This window comes from Rhodoferax sp., assembly GCF_028714215.1.
Taxonomy (GTDB): domain Bacteria; phylum Pseudomonadota; class Gammaproteobacteria; order Burkholderiales; family Burkholderiaceae_C; genus Rhodoferax.
This window is the reverse complement of the sequence record NZ_JAQTMS010000008.1, coordinates 1-18,142: the sequence shown is the minus strand read 5'-3', so window position 1 is coordinate 18,142 and position 18,142 is coordinate 1. Positions and strand designations below refer to the sequence as shown.

16 protein-coding genes are annotated in these 18,142 nt (G+C 61.9%); 15 read left to right on the top strand and 1 reads right to left on the bottom strand.

Annotation, left to right across the window (positions count from 1 at the left end):
- Positions 1–246: 246 nt before the first annotated feature.
- The 11 genes from PHS32_RS05515 to PHS32_RS05465 all read left to right on the top strand — a co-directional run bounded on the left by PHS32_RS05515 (position 247) and on the right by PHS32_RS05465 (position 11,570).
- Positions 247–1,362: a 2-aminoethylphosphonate--pyruvate transaminase gene (locus PHS32_RS05515; protein ID WP_301077876.1), complete on the top strand. Its 1,116-nt coding sequence runs from the start codon at positions 247–249 to the stop codon at positions 1,360–1,362.
- Between the two features lie 39 nt (positions 1,363–1,401).
- A complete protein-coding gene (locus PHS32_RS05510) occupies positions 1,402–2,790 on the top strand; it encodes a glutamine synthetase (protein ID WP_301077875.1) in 1,389 nt (462 codons plus the stop codon).
- 1 nt (position 2,791) lies between these two features.
- Complete coding sequence (locus PHS32_RS05505; protein WP_301077874.1) at positions 2,792–3,307, top strand: GNAT family N-acetyltransferase; 516 nt, start codon at positions 2,792–2,794, stop codon at positions 3,305–3,307.
- Entirely contained in the window at positions 3,304–4,437 is a 1,134-nt protein-coding gene (locus PHS32_RS05500; RefSeq protein WP_301077873.1) for an iron-containing alcohol dehydrogenase, read from the top strand. Before PHS32_RS05505 ends, PHS32_RS05500 begins: the two co-directional genes overlap by 4 nt.
- Positions 4,438–4,542: 105 nt before the next feature.
- The gene (locus PHS32_RS05495; RefSeq protein WP_301077872.1) at positions 4,543–5,340 is read left to right on the top strand and encodes a type 1 glutamine amidotransferase; all 798 of its coding nucleotides are present in this window, start codon (positions 4,543–4,545) and stop codon (positions 5,338–5,340) included.
- A complete protein-coding gene (locus PHS32_RS05490) occupies positions 5,340–6,716 on the top strand; it encodes an aldehyde dehydrogenase family protein (protein WP_301077871.1) in 1,377 nt (458 codons plus the stop codon). Before PHS32_RS05495 ends, PHS32_RS05490 begins: the two co-directional genes overlap by 1 nt.
- A 26-nt stretch (positions 6,717–6,742) precedes the next feature.
- Positions 6,743–7,405, top strand: coding sequence for an HAD family hydrolase (locus PHS32_RS05485; protein WP_301077869.1), 663 nt, complete (start codon positions 6,743–6,745; stop codon positions 7,403–7,405).
- 111 nt (positions 7,406–7,516) lie between these two features.
- Positions 7,517–8,281 carry an ABC transporter ATP-binding protein gene (locus PHS32_RS05480; protein ID WP_301077868.1) on the top strand — a complete coding sequence of 255 codons (765 nt, stop codon included), beginning with the start codon at positions 7,517–7,519 and terminating at the stop codon, positions 8,279–8,281.
- A complete protein-coding gene (locus PHS32_RS05475; protein WP_301077867.1) occupies positions 8,278–10,653 on the top strand; it encodes a CPBP family intramembrane glutamic endopeptidase in 2,376 nt (791 codons plus the stop codon). Before PHS32_RS05480 ends, PHS32_RS05475 begins: the two co-directional genes overlap by 4 nt.
- Positions 10,654–10,876: 223 nt before the next feature.
- Entirely contained in the window at positions 10,877–11,254 is a 378-nt protein-coding gene (locus PHS32_RS05470) for a type II toxin-antitoxin system RelE/ParE family toxin (RefSeq protein ID WP_301077866.1), read from the top strand.
- A complete protein-coding gene (locus PHS32_RS05465) occupies positions 11,235–11,570 on the top strand; it encodes a helix-turn-helix transcriptional regulator (protein WP_301077865.1) in 336 nt (111 codons plus the stop codon). Before PHS32_RS05470 ends, PHS32_RS05465 begins: the two co-directional genes overlap by 20 nt.
- An 18-nt stretch (positions 11,571–11,588) precedes the next feature.
- Here PHS32_RS05465 and PHS32_RS05460 read toward each other — a convergent pair whose 3' ends face one another.
- On the bottom strand, positions 11,589–12,875 hold the full coding sequence (locus PHS32_RS05460; protein ID WP_301077864.1) for an MFS transporter: 1,287 nt from the start codon (positions 12,873–12,875) through the stop codon (positions 11,589–11,591).
- Between the two features lie 86 nt (positions 12,876–12,961).
- Here PHS32_RS05460 and PHS32_RS05455 point away from each other — a divergent pair, with 86 nt between their 5' ends.
- The 4 genes from PHS32_RS05455 to PHS32_RS05440 all read left to right on the top strand — a co-directional run bounded on the left by PHS32_RS05455 (position 12,962) and on the right by PHS32_RS05440 (position 18,056).
- The gene (locus tag PHS32_RS05455) at positions 12,962–15,277 is read left to right on the top strand and encodes a PAS-domain containing protein (RefSeq protein ID WP_301077863.1); all 2,316 of its coding nucleotides are present in this window, start codon (positions 12,962–12,964) and stop codon (positions 15,275–15,277) included.
- Positions 15,278–15,570: 293 nt separating this feature from the next.
- Positions 15,571–15,981: a very short patch repair endonuclease gene (locus PHS32_RS05450; RefSeq protein ID WP_301077862.1), complete on the top strand. Its 411-nt coding sequence runs from the start codon at positions 15,571–15,573 to the stop codon at positions 15,979–15,981.
- A complete protein-coding gene (locus PHS32_RS05445; protein WP_301077861.1) occupies positions 15,959–17,248 on the top strand; it encodes a DNA cytosine methyltransferase in 1,290 nt (429 codons plus the stop codon). Before PHS32_RS05450 ends, PHS32_RS05445 begins: the two co-directional genes overlap by 23 nt.
- The gene (locus tag PHS32_RS05440) at positions 17,241–18,056 is read left to right on the top strand and encodes a hypothetical protein (RefSeq protein WP_301077860.1); all 816 of its coding nucleotides are present in this window, start codon (positions 17,241–17,243) and stop codon (positions 18,054–18,056) included. The genes PHS32_RS05445 and PHS32_RS05440 overlap by 8 nt, the downstream gene beginning before the upstream one ends.
- Positions 18,057–18,142 lie beyond the last annotated feature (86 nt).

The following is an 18,142-nucleotide window of genomic DNA, read 5'->3' as shown; positions in this document are numbered from 1 at the left end:
ATCTTGCTGCCGGGGCACTCAGCTCCGCGGCTGTCCCCCGGCCTTCGGCCTCCTCCTTTATGCCGCTGCGCTGAGCGCCCCACCAGCAAGATCCTGCAAGCAGGGTTGGTGTGCGAGCAGCGCAAACCACCGACGCTTGAGACTTGGGCTTGGACTTGGACTCGCGAAAGCAATCTGCATCGGGCAGGCATGGCTACAACGGTCTCGTAAATTTCGGAACCCTCAATAATTGAAGGATGTAATGCAATGGACCGCGACAAAATCCTGTTGACCCCCGGGCCGCTGACCACCACGCTGCGCACCAAGCTGGCGATGCTCAAGGACTGGGGTTCCTGGGACGCCGACTTCAACGCCGTCACGGCCAGCGTGCGCAAGAGCCTGCTGGCGATTCTGCACGGCCAGGACAGCCACGTGGTGGTGCCCCTGCAAGGCAGCGGCACCTTCAGCGTCGAGGCGGCGGTGGCGACCCTGGTGCCGCACGATGGCCACGTGCTGGTGCTGGACAACGGCGCTTACTGCAAGCGCGCCGCGAAGCTGACGACACTGATGGGGCGGCGCTGTAGCGTGCTGGGTTTCGACGATGCAGTTCAAGTCGATCCGGCCGTCCTGACGCAGCAGTTGAAATACGACCCGTCCATCACGCACGTGGTGCTGATCCACTGCGAGACCGGCGCCGGCGTGCTTAATCCCCTGCAAGCGGTGGCCGACGTCTGCGCGACGCATGACAAGGGCTTGATCGTCGACGCCATGAGTTCCTTTGGCGCCCTTGAAATTGATGCCCGCAAGACCCGCTTTGATGCCCTGGTAGCGGCCAGCGGCAAGTGCCTGGAAGGTGTGCCGGGCATGGGTTTTGTGTTCATCCGCAAAGCGGTGCTGGACGCTTGCGCCGGGCGCAGCCAGTCGCTGGCCATGGACTTGCACGACCAGTACGTCTACATGGAGAGAACCACGCAATGGCGTTTCACGCCGCCGACGCACGTGGTGGTGGCCTTGCACGAGGCGATCGCGCAGTTCGAGCAAGAGGGCGGCCAGCCGGCCCGCCTGGCGCGCTACACCGGCAACTACCAGACACTGATTTCGGGCATGGCAAGACTGGGCTTCAAACCGTTTCTGGACCCGGCGATCCAGGCCCCCATCATCGTCACCTTTCATGCCCCAGCCGACCCGAAATACGACTTCAAGACTTTTTATGCGGCAGCCCGGACCCGGGGTTTCATCCTCTACCCCGGCAAGCTGACGCAGCTGGAAACCTTCCGCGTCGGCTGCATTGGCGCGATTGCCTCGTTCGAGATCGAGCAGGCGGTACACGCCATGGCGCTGGCCCTGCTAGACATGGGTATTGCGTCCGGTGCACCGGCCTGAGGGCAGGACATTCAGGAACACAAGCAAGGAGATTGAAAAGTGACAAGCAAAGCAAAGACGATAGGCACCCTGCACCCGGCAGTGCAGGCCATTCAAAGGTCGCTGGCGCCCAAGGTCAAGGTGGCGGTCAGCGACATCGACGGCATCCTGCGCGGCAAGTACCTGCACCGCGACAAATTCCTCGGTGCGGCGGAACCCTATCCGGCGGGCGGCTTCGGCTTTTGCGACGTGGTGCTGGGCTGGGACATGATGGACAACACCTACGACAACACCACCGCCACCGGCTGGCAGCACGGCTTTCCCGATGCGTTGGCGCGGCTCGACTTCAACACCGCGCGCTATGTGCCATGGGATAACGACGTGCCCTTCTTCCTGGGCGAGTTCGTCAACGCCGATGGCACGGCGCACGCCCAGTGCCCGCGCCAGACCTTGAAGCGCGTGCTCAGGCGCGCCGAAAAAATGGGCTTTACGGTCATGACCGGCATGGAGTTCGAGTGGTTCAACTTTCTGGAAACGCCACAGAGTTGGGCCGCCAAGCAAGGCGTGGCGCCGACCCAGCTGACGCCCGGCATGTTTGGTTACTCGCTGTTGCGCATGAACCAGAACCAGGAGTTTTTCAACGCCATCATGGATCAGATGCTGGCCTTCGGCGTGCCGATCGAGGGCCTGCACACCGAAACCGGCCCTGGCGTCTACGAGGCGGCGATCGGTTTCAGCGAGGCGCTGGAGCAGGCCGACCGGGCCATCCTGTTCAAGACCGGCACCAAGGAGATAGGCGCCGGCTTCGGCATCATGCCCAGCTTCATGGCCAAGCCAAATCAAAAGCTGCCCGGTTGCAGCGGGCATATCCACCAGAGCCTGTCGGACGGCAAAACCAATCTCTTCTATGACGCCAAGAATCCGCGCAAGATGAGCAAGCTGTTCGAGAGCTATCTGGCCGGCCAGATCGCCTGCATGATGGACTTCGCGCCCATGATCTGGCCCACCATCAACAGCTACAAGCGCCTGGTGGACGGCTTCTGGGCACCGGTCAAACCGACCTGGGGCATAGACAACCGGACCGCCAGTTTCCGGGTGATTGCCGGCAGCCCCAAGGCGACCCGGCTGGAGACGCGCTGCCCCGGCGCCGACGTCAACCCCTATCTGGCGATGGCGGCGGTGATTGCGGCCGGCCTGGACGGCGTCGAGAAGGGCTTGAAGCTGACCACGCCGGCCATCACCGGCACCAACGTCGGCGCCGAGCACATTGCGCGCGCGCCGCGCACCTTGATCGAAACCACGCGCATCTTCCAGCAGTCGCGCATCGCGCGCGACTGGTTGGGCGACGGCTTCGTCGACCATTTCGCCGCCACCCGCGACTGGGAGTGGCGCCAGTGGCTGGACGGCGTCACCGACTGGGAAATGAAGCGCTATTTCGAGATCATCTGAGATGCAAATCCGGCGTCTGGCTGCCAGCGATGCGCTGGCCTACCGCGAATTGCGGCTGCGCGCTTTTCGCGAGCACCCGGAAGCCTTCACCTCGGACTACGAAACCGAATCGCAGAAACCGCTGGCGGCGGCACAGCAGCGCCTGAGTGGCGCCCCCGACGCCAAGTTCTGGGGTGCGTTTTCCGAGGGACCGGACGCAAGACTGATAGGCACGGTCGGACTGGACCGGGAGACGCGCATCAAGAACCGCCACAAAGCCACCGTGGTGGGCATGTACGTGCCGTCCGAGCATGCCAGACAGGGTGTGGCGCAAGCCTTGCTGACGGCATTGATCGCCGAAGCCCGCGCCAGCGGCATCGAACTGCTGGTGCTGACCTTTACCAGCGTCAATCAACATGCAGGAAAACTGTACCGGCGTGCCGGTTTTGTGCCATTTGGCATTGAACCCGGTGCCATCAAGGTCGACAATCACGCCTTCGATAAAACACATATGTACCTTCAACTGAGTCCACTATGAGCATTACCTCTTTTTCCTTCCCCACTCCGATCAAATTCGGCGCCGGCGCGCGCAAGCTGGTGGCCGCCCATCTGCTGGAACTCGGCTTCAAGCGGCCGCTGATCGTGACCGACCGGGCGCTCGCCGCGCTGCCGGTGCTGGCCGAGTTCAAGAGCCATCTGGCCGGACTGGACGTCGCCGTCTTCGCCGGCGTCTTCGGCAACCCGACCTGCAGCCAGGTGATGGACGGCGGCGCGGCCTACAAGGCGCACAAAGCCGACTGCATCATCGGCTTTGGCGGCGGCGCGGCGCTGGACGTGGCCAAGGTGGTGGGCATTGCCGCCACGCACCCGGGTGACATCCTGGAATACGTCTGGGACCACCCGCAAGTGCGCCCGATCGCGGGCGAACTGCCTTATTTCGTCGCCTTGCCGACCACCTCCGGCACCGGCTCCGAAGTGGGCCGCTCCAGCGTGGTGAGCGAAAACGACACGCATTTGAAGCGCGTCGTGTTCAGCCCCAAGATCCTGGCCAAGGTGGTGTTCGCCGATCCCGAATTGACGCTGGGCCTGCCCACTGCCGTGACCGCCGCCACCGGCATGGACGCGCTGACGCACAACATCGAGAGCTACCTGTCGCCGGCCTACCACCCGCTGTGCGACGGCATCGCGCTGGAGGGCACGCGCATTGCCGCCGCGGCGCTGCTCAGCGCGGTCAAGGAGCCGGGCAATCTGCAGGCCAGAAGCGACATGATGATGTCCTCCATGATGGGCGCCATCGCATTCCAGAAAGACCTGGGCGCGGTGCACTCCTGCGCCCATGCGCTGGGTGCCGTGTGCGACCTGCACCATGGTCTGGCCAACGCACTGATGATTGACACCGTGATGGCCTGGAATTTCGAGGCAGTGCCGGCCAAGTTCGACGAACTGGCCCATGTCTGCAAGGTGGCGGGCGGCGGCAAGGCCTTCGTGCCCTGGCTGAAACAACTTAAAGCCAGCGTGGGCATCACGGGCGGCCTGGCCGCGCATGGCGTCAAGCCGGAACAGCTGCCGCGTCTGGTGCAGATTGCCACCGCCGACATCTGCCACCAGACCAATCCGCGGCCCTGCACGGCGGCCGACTTCGATGCGCTGTTCAAGGCAGCGATGTGATATGACCCCCACGCTTGCCACTTCGTGTGCTGCGCTGCCCCCCATGGGGGCTAATTTTCCTAGGGGCGGCCCGTCGGAAAATTCCATGACCTTGAAGGCGATGTCATGACGTCCTCACCTCAACGCCTGAAAATCGGCATCAGCGCCTGCTTCTTGCACCCGGACCCGACGCGCACGGTATTCGCCAAGAAGACGCTGCAATACATTGAGCAGTCGATGGCGCACTGGGTCATGTCGACCGGCGCGCTGCCGGTCATGATTCCGTCGCCGGCCGGCGAGACGGCGCGCGGCGAAGTCCATTTCGACGACTACGCGCAGTGGCTCGATGGCCTGGTGTTGCACGGCGGCGCCGATGTCTGGCCCGGCAGCTACGGCGAAACGCCGCTGCAGGAGCGCTGGAGCGGCGACCGCCTGCGCGACGAGTACGAGCAGGCGCTGGTGAAAGCTTTTGTGGCCGCCGGCAAACCGGTGTTCGGCGTCTGCCGCGGCCTGCAACTGATCAACGTGGCTTTTGGCGGCACCTTGTTGCAGGACATTTCCACGCAACAACCGGAGGCCCTGGTGCACCGCGACGCGGACCGTTACGACCACAACTTTCACCAGCTTGAAATCGTGCCCAACACGCGGCTGCAAACCCTGTTGGCGGATGCCCAGAGCTGCAAGGTCAACAGCATTCATCACCAGGGCATCAAGGACCTGGCGAGCGGCTTCGTGGTGGAGGCGCGCTGCCCGGACGACGGCGTGATCGAGGCCATCCGCCATAGCGGGCCGGCTTATGTGGCGGCCGTGCAGTGGCATCCCGAGTTCCACAAACCGGAGCTGGGCACGCTGGACGACACGCCCCTGCTGACCGATTTTTTAAATGCGGCGCAGGCCGCCAAAACGAAAAAAGGACTTACCTGATGAACCAACTATCGATCTACAACCCCGCGACGGCGGCCCTGATCAGCCAGGTGCCGGCCGACGATGCCGGCTCGGTCGCCGCCAAGACGGCCCAGGCGCGCGCCGCGCAACCCGGCTGGCTGGCAGTGCCATTGGCCCAGCGCAAGGAATGCATCGTTCGCTTTCGCGCTGCCGTGGTGGCCCAGCTGGAGTCGCTGGCCGCCATCATGACCAGCGAGACCGGCAAGCCAATCAAGATGTCGCGCAACGAGCTCAACGGCTTGCTGGGGCGCATCGACTTCTTCCTGAAAGAGGTGGACGCGCAACTGGTCACCGAAACCGTCTTCGCCGAGGGCGGCATGACCGAGCAGATCCAGCACATACCGCTGGGCGTGGTGGTCAACATCTCGGCCTGGAATTACCCCTGGTTCGTTGGCGGCAACGTCTATATCCCGGCCCTGCTGACCGGCAATGCGGTGCTCTACAAGCCGTCCGAATACGCCACCCTGACCGGACTGGCAATGGCACGCCTGCTGCACGAGGCCGGTGTGCCGAAAGATGTTTTCATCGCCGTCGTCGGTGGCGGCGAAGTCGGCGCCGCACTGATGGCGCAAAAAATCGACGGCCTTTTCTTCACCGGCTCCTACTCCACCGGCGCCCGGATTGCCCAGACGCTAGGCCCGCGCATGGTCAAACTGCAACTGGAACTGGGCGGCAAGGACCCGACTTACGTCTGCGAAGACGCCAACCCCAAAACCGCCGCCGAGTCGCTGGCCGACGGCGCCATGTACAACACCGGACAGAGCTGCTGCTCGGTCGAGCGCATCTACGTACACGAGAAGATTCACGACGCTTTTGTTGCCGCTTTCCTGGAGACGGTGCGCGGCTTCAAGGTCGGCGACCCGACCAACGAGGACACTTACATCGGTGCCGTCACGCGCGCGCCGCAACTGGCCGTGCTGGAGGCCCAGGTGGCCGACGCCAAGGCCAAGGGCGCCACCTTGCTGTGCGGCGGCACGCGCCTGCCGGGCCCCGGCAACTGGTTTGCGCCTACCGTCTTCAGTAACGTCAACCACAGCATGGAACTGATGCGGGAAGAAAGCTTCGGTCCGATCATCGGCATCCAGAAAGTCTCCGGCGACGCCGAGGCCGTCAAGCTCATGAACGACACGCGCTACGGCCTGACCGCCGGCGTCTTCACGCCTGACGAGGCGCGCGCCAGAGGCCTGCTGGCGCAGGTCAATGCCGGCAGCGTCTACTGGAACTGCTGCGACCGCGTCAGCCCGCGCCTGCCCTGGAGCGGGCATGGCGACTCCGGCGTCGGCCTGACCCTGTCGACCTACGGCATCCAGACCTTCACGCGACCGAAAGCCTGGCATCTGCGGAGCGCCGGCTGACCGGACGCAGTGGCGCCAGGTAAACGATGAAGCTAACCCTGTTCGACCTCGACCACACGCTGCTCAACGGCGACAGCGATGTCTTGTGGTGCGACTTCCTGATCAGGCAGGGGGTGCTGGAGCACGCCAGCTTTGCCGCGCGCAACGCCGACATGGACCAGCGCTATCAGGCCGGCACCGTGGGGCTGGAAGAGTTCGCCAACTTCTACGTCGGCACCCTGGCCGGGCGCACCCGGCGCGACTGGGAGCCGCTGCGCCAGGAGTTTCTGGCCACCACCATCGTGCCGCGCATCGGGCCGGCGGCGCTGGACCTGGTGAACCGCCACCTGGACGCCGCCGACCTGGTGGTGATGACCACCGCCACCAACCGCTTCATCACCGAGCTCACCGCCATCTACTTCGGCATCGAGCACCTGATTGCCACCGAGCCCCAGATGGAGGAAGGCCGCTTCACTGGCCGCACCACCGGCACCCTCAACATGCGCGAAGGCAAGGTGACCCGGCTGCACGCCTGGCTCAAGGGCTGCGGCCACCGCTTCAAGGACTTCGACAGCACCGCCTACAGCGATTCCATCAACGACCTGCCGCTGCTCAAGGCCGTGCACCAAGCCATCGCCGTCAACCCCGACGCGCAACTGCACGCCAAGGCCCAGGCCCGCGGCTGGCCCATCTTGCGGCTCAAGCACTGAGTGAGCGGCGGACCGCCGGGGAAAGGCAGCTAACTGTCATCCAGTGGATGACCGCGTGGCGTCCTTGTGGGTATCATCCGATACAAATAATAGTTTCGGGGAGAACACTCTTTGATCGACTTTCACGCGCTGTCCAAGACGTATGGACAATTCGATGCCGTCAAGAATCTGTCGCTGACAGTTCAGAAGGGCGAGGTCTTTGGCTTCCTGGGCCCCAACGGCGCCGGCAAGACCACCACCATTCGCATGATGATGGGAATCCTGGTGCCCAGCAGCGGCACGGTCACGATCGACGGCATCGATTGCCATGTGGATCGCGCGCAGGTGCAGCTCCGGGTCGGCTACCTGCCTGACAATCCGATCTTCTACGACTACCTGCGGGGACGGGAAATCCTGCAATTTGTCGCCGAGATGCACGGCTGGTCGCGCCGCGACGCCATCGCCCGCGCCGACCGCATGCTGGAAGAATTTGGACTGACCGAAGAGGCGCAGGAGTATGCGGTCAATTACTCCATGGGCATGAAGAAGAAGCTCGGGCTGGCCTGTGCCATGATTCATGAGCCGCAGGTGTTGATTCTGGATGAGCCCATCAACGGACTCGATCCCCGCGCCTCACGGGACGTGCAGGACCGATTGCGCGACATCGCAGCACAAGGCCGGACGATCTTCGTCTCCACCCACTTGCTGGACATGGCGGAACGCTTGTGCAGTCGCATCGGCATCATCCACCGCGGCCAGTTGGCCGCCTCGGGCACCCCGGAACAGATCAAACAGAAATTTTCCGAGGGCAACGACGGCACGCTCGAAGACGCCTTCCTGCAAATCACCGCACAATCCAACTCCAGCGCTGACGGTGCCTCCGGGGCGGCCACATGAACGCCGCCCCCGGTGCGGCCAGGATGTTCTGGCTCCTGACCCGGCTACGCCTGGTCAGGCTGCTCAATATCACCGGAACACAAATGCGCTTTTCGGCGTTTCGAAAGGGCAAGGGCCGGCAGGGAAGCGCCACCAAATCGAAGACCGGGCCGCTGGTCGCCGTCCTGGTGCTGCTGATGATGCTGTTTTCGTTTGCCACCATGGCGCGCCAAGGCGTGCTTAACCTGCACACGCAGCTGGATGCGCCGCTGCTTCAGCAGGAACGCGCGGCGGACCCAGCCGACACCCGCAACACCCACCTTCATGTTTCAAACTTGACGCCCGGCGCCTTCAGTCCGGCGCTGACGACCGGACTGACCATGATGTTGTCGCTGCTGTTGTGCGTCAGCATTTTTTCCGATATCGGTGCCAGGGAACTGGCCAAAGCGGATTGGGACATGGAATGGCTGGTAACGCTGCCTATCCGCATCGACACCTTGCTATGGGGCCGGATCGTGGAGCGCAGTGCCAGCAGTGCCTTCGGACTGATCGCGTTCTGGCCCCTGTGTGGAATGATCGCTTGGTACTCCGGCTACGGCTGGTGGTCCTTGCTGGCAGGCGCCGTGGCCATGATTCCCTTGCTGCTGATGGCGGCCCTGGGACGGTCCATGGTCGATGTCGGGTTTCGCTTGACACTGTCGCCGCCGCAACTGCGCAACCTGCAAGCCGTGATGTCGGTGCTTGGCATGTTGGGGCTCTACCTGGCCTTGTCGGTGGGGTCCAGTCAAGGCGGCTACGGCATGGAGTTGGCGAGTGTTTTCCCTGAATGGGCCACCTGGCTGGCGCCAGGCTTGCTGGTGCGCAGCCTCAACGCGCAAGAGTTTGGCGCCACTTTAGGGTACGGCCTGCTGCTCGCCGCCCAACTGTTTTTGCTCCTGAGCCTGGGCGTGCGCTGGCTGCGCCACCAGTTGCGCCACGGCTTGGTGGCTAGCGGATCGCGGGAAAGCGCGCGCCATGCGCCAAGTGCCTCCGCGCCAGCATCAAGCCGGCGCGGTTGGCGTCTCAAATCGGCGGTGCAGCGACGCGAGTTGACGCTGCTGGGTCGCGACCGCAATTTCATGGTTCAGACCTTGCTGTTGCCCCTTGTCATCGTCGGCGGGCAGATCGCCATGAACGGCCGGCTGGACTCGCTGGCCTACATCTGGAGCAGCACGTCGACCACGGCTTCGGTGGCGTTCGGCATCGCCGCCTACATGCTGATGCTCTCCGCCTTTCAAAACCTGAACACCGAAGGCGCGGCCCTGTGGCTGTTGTTTTCTTTTCCGCGCAGCATTGCCAGCGTTCTCAAGGAGAAAGCCCAACTCTGGGCGGTGCTGGCGCTGGCCTATCCGGGTCTGATCCTGCTCGCCGGCGCATTTTTCAACGCTGACTCTGCGTTGCGCTACCTGTGGTACTCGGCGCTGGCGCTGCTGGGCGTCGCTATCTATGCCGTCATCGCGGTGGCGCTGGGAGTGTTTGCCAGCAATCCTCTGGCCCAGGAACAGGGGGCCAAGGTGCGCCCCAGCTACCTGTACCTGTTCATGCTTCTGTCGGGCATGTACATCTATGCCATCGCAGCGGCGGTCTGGTGGCAATCGCTGGTCTTTGTGGTCCTCGCCATCCTGCTGGCACTGGCCTTGTGGCAGAAGGCGGCGGATCAATTGCCGTTTCTGCTGGACCCTGCGGCGGCACCGCCAGCCCGCGTCTCGACCTCGGACGGCCTGATCGCCGCCATGATGTTCTTTGTCGTCCAGATCATGATCGTGGTCCTGCTGGGGGTTATCACCAAGCACAAGGTCGGCGGGCCCAGTGTGCTGATCTCTTTTTGCGGCTCGGGCGCGCTGACCTATCTGTTGGTTCGCCTGGTCTATTGGCGCAGCAAGACCACCCAGGTTCCCACGATGCTCAAGGGCGCGCAGCATTCGCCCTGGAGCGCCGGAATTTATGCGGGTGCCATCGCAGCGCTGGTCGGCGTTGCTTATGTCTGGGCGGTCCAGCGCTTCGGCGTGCTTGATCTTCCGCCCATGCGCAATACCAGGGACCCGTCGCTTGCCGCGTGGTTGCTTCCCTTAACCATCGTGGCGGCGCCGATCTTCGAGGAGTTCATTTTTCGGGGCCTCATTTTTGGCGGCATGCGGCGCTCCGTCGGCATCCTTCCGGCGGTGGTTGCCAGCGCCGCGATATTCGCGGTGGTGCATCCGCCAATGGCCATCCTGCCGGTCTTTGCACTGGGCATTTGCACCGCCCTGGCTTACGAGCGCACCAAAGCCTTGATGGCGCCCATGTTGACCCATGCCATTTACAACGCGGTGGTGGTCGGATACCAGTTGTACGGCCCTGCAACCCTGTCGTGATACCTGAAGCTTTCGGCGGCACCGCCTACAGCGATTCGATCAAGATCTGCCCTTGCTCAAGGCCGTGGAGCGCGCCATCGCCGTCAACCCCGACGCGCAACTGCACGCCAAAGCCCAGGCCCGCGGCTGACCTATCTTGCGGCTCAAGCACTGACGCTGTTCATAGCCCGGCGTCCCGTGCAACAACATCTGACAAAATATATCTGTTCGGGTATAGTCGGGCATGCTCGATAAAGACAAGCCACTGGGATGGATAGGTAGCAGCAAGAAGGACTTGATGGCGTTGCCGGTGGAGGTGCGCAAATTCTTCGGCCATGCCCTGGACTTCGCGCAGCGTGGCGAAAAACATGACGCGGCAAAGGTACTCAAGGGTTTCGGTGGCGCCGGCGTGCTGGAGCTTGTGGAAAGCGACCAGGATGGCACCTACCGGGCGGTCTACACGGTGAAGTTTGTTGAGGCCGTGTTTGTTTTGCACTGTTTCAGTAAAAAGAGCAAGCGCGGAATCGAGACGCCGCAGGAAGATATGAATGTTATTCGCACACGGCTGAAGGTAGCCGAGGCCCTGGCAAAGGAATTGAGAGATGAAAAAACGCAACGTTAACGGCGTCGAGGTTGAAATCGGGTCTGGCAATGTTTTTGCCGACCTGGAACTGCCCAACGCCGACAAGCTCAAAATCAAATCGGGTCTGGTCATCGAGATCACGAAGGCGATACGCCAGCTCGGCCTGACACAACAGGCGGCGGCTCAACGCATGGGTATTCCTCAACCCAAGGTTTCGGCCATGCTGCGTGGCGACTTTGCCAACTTGTCGGAACGAAAACTGATGGACTGTTTGAACCGGCTGGGCTACGACATCGAAATCAAAGTCAAGCCAACAGCCCGTCCCGTCGGGCATCTGATGCTGGTATTTGCTTGAGCGCGAACCCCAAGGCTGCTACACCGGCGGCTTCCAGATATTGCGGCAACCGGTTTCGCGAATCCACCATGTTGAGATGGTGCCGAACGCCGCCACTGCCACCAGCAGCAGCAGACCGGCCTGGTAATCCTCCGGGCTGAACAGACGCGCACCGCTGCTGGTGCGGCCGCCCTGCCAGGCCCGGTCCATCACCCAACCGACCAGCGGCTGCAGCACGGCACCGGCCAGAAAGCCGGCCATGTTGGTGACACTGGTGGACATGCCCGAGAGTTGCGGCGCGTTGACTTCCTTGGCGCAAGCCCAGGTCAGTATGAAGCCGGCCGTGACCAGGCCCATCGCGGTGAACAGGCAATAGCTTGCCGTCAGCGGCAACCGCAGGCTGGTGAGCAACAGCAGCCAGCACAAAAGGTACAGATGGCTGCTGACGATCAGCACCGGCTTGCGTTTGCCCAGGCGGTCCGACAGCGCGCCCATGAGCACGCAGCCCAACGCGAAACCGACGAAATACAGACTGACGTGATTGGCCGCCACGTCGCGCGTCAGGCCGCGTGCCTGCATCAGAAACGGCGCCGCCCACAAGCCGGCGAAAGCGAAGAAACTGCCGCACAGACCGAAATTGACGCACACGGTGGGCCAGGTGTCGCGGTTCTTCAGCACCGAGCGCAGTCCGGAGAGCACCAGCGCGCGGTCGAACTGCGGCTTGGGCTCCGCTTTGCCGGCCACGGCCGGGCGCTCGCGCACCAGCAGCCAGCAAGCGCCGCCCAGCAACACGGAGACCGCCGCCAGGGCGACAAAAATGCCGCGCCAACTGGTGACCTGCGCCAGCCACGACAGCGGCGCGCCGGCCAGCACCGAACCCAGATTGCCAATCAGCATGGCCAGTCCCATCAGTGTGGCGAAGCGCCGTTCCTCGAACGACTGGGCGATGATCTTGAGCATGGCGATGAAGGTTACCGACACGCCCAGCCCGATCAGGGTGCGCCCCACCAGCGCCAGTTCCAGCCCGGGCGCCAGCCCGAACAGCAGGCTGCCGGCGCCGCCCACCAGGCCGCCGATCAGCAGAATGCGGCGCGGCCCCAGGGTATCGACCAGGATGCCGGTGGGCACCTGCATCAGCGTGTAGACATAGAAATAAGTGGCCGCCAGCGCGCCCAGTGACGAAGCGGTGGTATTGAACGCCGCCGCCAGATCGCTGGCAATCCCGGCCGGCGCAAAGCGCTGGAAGAACGACAGCGCATACGCCGCGACGACGCTGGACAAGGCCAGGATGCGGCGACGCTGCTGAACGCTGGGTGATTCAACCATGGCGCATCGAGTATCGCACCGACACGGCGACAGTACGCGAATCCGCTGGTGTTTCGCGCAATAATCAAGCAACCGTCCGCGCCGAGATGACTCCGCCCTCAACAAAATTCACGCTACGCGCCTCCATGGCGCGGCTGATAGGCTTGTGCGTCTTTCTGCTCTGCATGGTTGTGGCGGCGACCGTCATCTGGAACCAGGAACAACATCGGCGGGAATTTGAGAGAGCCGAAGCCTTGAACCGGGTCAGTGGCCATGCGCAAGCACTACGGCAGAACATTCAACAATCCCTGTCTGCGACCTATGCCCTGGCGGCATTGGTACGTCATGGTCATGGCAGCCTGCCCGATTTTGATGCAGTGGCCCGCAACCTGCTGCCGCATTACCCGGCGGCCACCATCCTGACCATGGCGCCCGCCGGCATCATCCGCCACATCGCACCCCTGGCCGACAACGAGAAAGCCGTTGGCCTCGATCTGCTGACCGACCCGGCGACGAAACGGGAGGCCACCCTGGCGCGAGACACTGGCAACCTGGTTCTCGCCGGCCCGCTTCAACTGGCACAAGCTGGCTTTGCCGCCATCGCTGTGCTGCCAGTGTTTCTCGACGCTGCCGATCACAAACCTTTCTTTTGGGGTTTTACCTGCGTCGTGATTCGCTTTCCCGATGCGTTGGTGGGCGCCCGGCTGCCGCAGTTGGAAAACGGCGGCTTCAATTACGATCTTTGGCGCGCGCACCCACGGACCGGAAGGAAGCAGACTATCGCCGCCTCGTCTTCCACTGCGCTGAACGAGCCGGTCAATGTCTTGCTGGAACTGCCCTACGGCAACTGGACCCTAAGTGCCGCACCGGTCAAAGGTTGGGGCGACCCGCTGGGGCTTGGACTGAAGGCGCTGATTGGTTTGTCCAGCAGCCTGTTGCTGGCCTACGTGGCGGTGCTGGTGACCCGGCTCAGGGCACACCAGGGAAAGCTGGAAGAAGAAGTCGCCGAGCGCACCAAGGCGCTGGCCGTGGCCAATTCGGATCTGGCCAGCCGTGAGGCACTGTTCAAGCAAGTCCTCAATACCTCCAGCGTGGCCATCTTCCTGGTCGATCTGCAGGGCCGCGTCACGCAAACCAACCAACGCATGGCCGAGATGTTCGGCTACCCCATGGAAACCCTGCTGGGGCTTGAGTACGTCGCCCTGGTCAACCCGGAGGAGCGTGAAGTGGCCCGGCAAAAAATGCTGGCGTTGCTGGCCAGTGACATTCCGGCGGTGGAAGCGGATCGGCTCTATTGGCGCGCCGACAAGACCGAGTTCTGGGGCCACCTCAGCGGCAAGCGCTTTACCGACGCCGACGGCACCGAGCACGGACTGATCGGCGTGATCATCGACATCACCGAACGCAAGACGGCGGAAAAAACACTGCTGCAACACGACAACATGATGTCCGCCATCATCGAAAACTTTCCGGGCGGCATCTCCATGATGGACGCCGACTTGCGCCTGACGGCCTACAACAAGCAGTTCAAGCAGATGCTGGAATTTCCCGACGCGCTGTTCGAGAAACCCGATCTGAACCTGGAAGACATCATGCGCTTCAACGCGCAGCGCGGTGAGTACGGTCCCGGCGATATCGAGTCGCAGGTGGCAACCCGCGTCGAACGCGCCAGGAAATTCGAGGCGCACAAGTTCGAACGCCAGCGCCCCAACGGTAGAGTGCTTGAGATCTATGGCGAGCCGGTTCCCGGCGGCGGTTTTGTCACCGCCTACCTCGACATCACCGAGCGCAAGCAACTAGAAGAGGAAGTGCGCCAACTGGCCTTCTACGACCCGCTCACCAAGCTGCCCAACCGTCGCCTGCTGTACGAGCATCTGGGCCAATCGATTGCCGCGACCAAGCGCAGTGGCTACCATGGCGCGCTGATGTTCCTGGATTTGGACAACTTCAAATCCCTCAACGACACGCATGGCCATGGCGCCGGCGATTTGCTCCTTGTTGAGGTGGCCCATCGACTGCGGAACTGCGTCCGCGAAATAGACACCGTGGCGCGTCTGGGCGGCGATGAGTTTGTGGTTGTGGTGGGTGACTTGAGCAAGGACAAGGCCGAATCCACGATCCAGGCCGGCTTCATCGCCAGGAAAATCCAGAATGCCTTGTCCGCGCCCTATCTTCTACCGGTCAAACACGATGACAAGGCCATTGACACGGTCGAGCACCGGTGCAGCGCCAGCATCGGCGTTGTGGTCTTCATCGACAGTGAAGGCACGCAGGAAGATTTTCTGCGCTGGGCCGATGCAGCGATGTACAAGGCCAAGGAAAGCGGGTGCAGTCTGATACGGTTTAGCGAGGCCACCGGACAGGCTCAAACAGCTGCGAACAATTCGGCGGCGCTTGCAGTCCCGGTTGGTGCAACGCGCTGAAAGAAGGACAGCGCATAGGCTGCGAGGGTGCTGGACAATGCCTGGACGCGGCGACGGTTTTGACCGCTGGGAGATTCGACCATGGCGGATTGGGCATTGCACTGGCACGGCTGCGGCAAGGGGCCACCGCTTTCAAACCCTATCGTGACTGCCTCCACAGGCGGGTCGGTCGAACCTGGTTTATCTTGCGCGGGAGGCAATCATGGCTTCAATCTTCGTCCAGGTGCGCGCGGTAAACGCGGATCGTTGGGCGTCAAGGGCGCAGCCGGTTCCCGGCAAGGTAAGATGGCGGTGTGGATAGACTGAGTCCTGAACATCGCGGCTGGCTTATGAGCCACGTCAAATCGAAGGACACCACGCCTGAGTTGACTGTGCGGCGGCTAATTTTCGGCATGGGGTATCGCTATCGATTGCACGACAAGCGATTGCCCGGAAAGCCAGATTTAGTGTTTGCGGGCCGACGTAAAATAGTTTTTGTCAATGGGTGTTTCTGGCATGGTCACACAGGCTGCCGATATGCACATCTACCGAAAACGAGGGTGAATTTCTGGCGAACCAAGATCGAGAACAACCGTACCAGAGATCGAAGAAACGTTGCCCTATTGGAAGCCAGCGGTTGGACCGTTCTTACCGTCTGGCAGTGCGAACTGAAGACCATCGAAGCCTTGGCGAACAAACTATATGACTTTCTCGAATTCGACTAAACGACGCCCAATCGGAATCGACTTATTTGCCGGTGCGGGCGGATTGTCGCTCGGTTTCGAGCAGGCAGGATTCGACATCGCGGCCGCGGTAGAAATAGACCCCATCCATTGTGCGACTCACGAACACAATTTCCCATACGCGAAAACGATCTGCGCGAGCGTAGTAGACGTTGGCGGCGACGACATCCGCCGCAGAGCCAATCTCGGGGACGTTGAAATCGACGTCGTATTTGGTGGTGCTCCATGCCAAGGCTTCTCGCTAATTGGTAAGCGCGCCTTCGACGACCCACGGAACCAGCTCGTTCTCCACTATGTCCGCATCGTGGCCGAGTTGCAGCCGAAGTATTTCGTATTCGAAAACGTGAAGGGGCTAACGCTTGGCAAACACGTCGCATTCTTGAATGAGCTGATAGCAGCATTAGGTGGCGCCGGTTACGACGTGGTATCTCCATATCAAGTACTCAACGCCGCCGATTTTGGCGTACCACAAGACCGCAAGCGCTTGTTCGTTGTCGGCGCACGGCGCGGTTTAACCTTGCCGAAATATCCGACGGGAATCGAATCGCGAACAACCGTTTGGGAGGCGATTGGGGACTTACCGGATGCCGATGGATTCGACGAATTGAACACGAGCGATTCGATTCAAATAGCCTGGACCACCACGGCACCCTACGCCCTCCGACTAAGGGGCCTTGAACGCGACCCAACGGACTACGGTTACAGGCGCGAATTCGACCCAAACGCGCTCACCTCAAGCCTTCGCACCGAGCATACCGAGCTTTCCAAGAGTCGCTTTATGGCAACCGAACACGGCCAGACCGAGCCCATTAGTCGCTTCCGCAAGCTCCCGCCCGACGGTCTGTGCAATACCCTACGCGCAGGCACCGACAGCGCACGTGGAGCGTTCACCTCGCCCCGCCCGATTCACCCATACCTTCCTCGCGTCGTAACTGTACGCGAGGCCGCTCGTTTGCATTCCTACCCCGATTGGTTCCGGTTCCATTCGACAAAGTGGCATGGTTTCCGCCAGATCGGCAACAGCGTCCCGCCGTTGTTAGCTCGTGCCATCGCGAGCGAGATTACCAAGGCGCTTGGTGTCAAACCACGAAAACCACGGCAAGTCGTTCCTCTTGGCGCTTCCGACCTACTGACTTTCGATATGGGAGATGCGGCTCATCATTTCCGTGTGCCGCGAAACACCATCGCACAACGCGCCCGCGGCGCGAATCCAAACCAACAAGATTTTTGGAACGAGGCACATGTCTGACGAACATACCGCAGAACGGCAACCGAATCGATACCGAGCCATTATCGAGCGGGTATTTCGCGACCATTACGCCCGGAACGTAACCGAGTTTGAGTTCACTCGCGACGAGTTCGTCGCTATCGCAGCATCCTTGACGATCACGCTGCCGAAGAACGTCGGCGACGTGATTTACTCGTTCCGTTACCGATGCGAATTACCTGAAGCTATCCGCAAAACTGCCGCAAAAGACCTCGAATGGATCATTGAAGGCGCCGGGCGAGCACGCTATCGATTCAAGCAGGTACGACTGAATCGAATCGTCCCGCGTGAGGAACTGCTCACGATCAAAGTTCCCGACGCGACGCCCGAAATCATCGCCGCCTACGCATTGAGCGACGAACAGGCCCTACTGGCCAAGGTGCGGTATAACCGTTTGGTCGACGTGTTCTTGGGTATTACCGCCTTTTCCCTCCAGAACCACTTGAGAACTACCGTAAAGAACGTCGGACAAATCGAGATCGACGAAATCTACGTTGGTCTCGACCGCCATGGTCGGCAATTTGTAGTTCCGGTTCAGGCAAAAGGCGGTAACGACAAGCACGGCGTGGTTCAAACTCAGCAAGATATCCTGTGCTGCGCCGAGAAGTTTCCGCACCTGATTTGCCGCGCAGTATCGGCACAGTTCATGACCGAAGAGCGCATCGCCCTCTTTGAATTGACAGTGAAGTCCGGCGACATCAAAGTAGTCGACGAGCGGCACTACCAACTTGTCCCGGGAGCCAGTATTTCCTCCGAAGACTTGCAGCACTACGCCTCGCGAGCCACTTGACGCCGGATCGGGTAGCCGGGAGTTCCCTACCGCGCCACGGGTACCCTCGCCGCCTGCTCGCGACCTCACCCGCCCCACCCCCCACC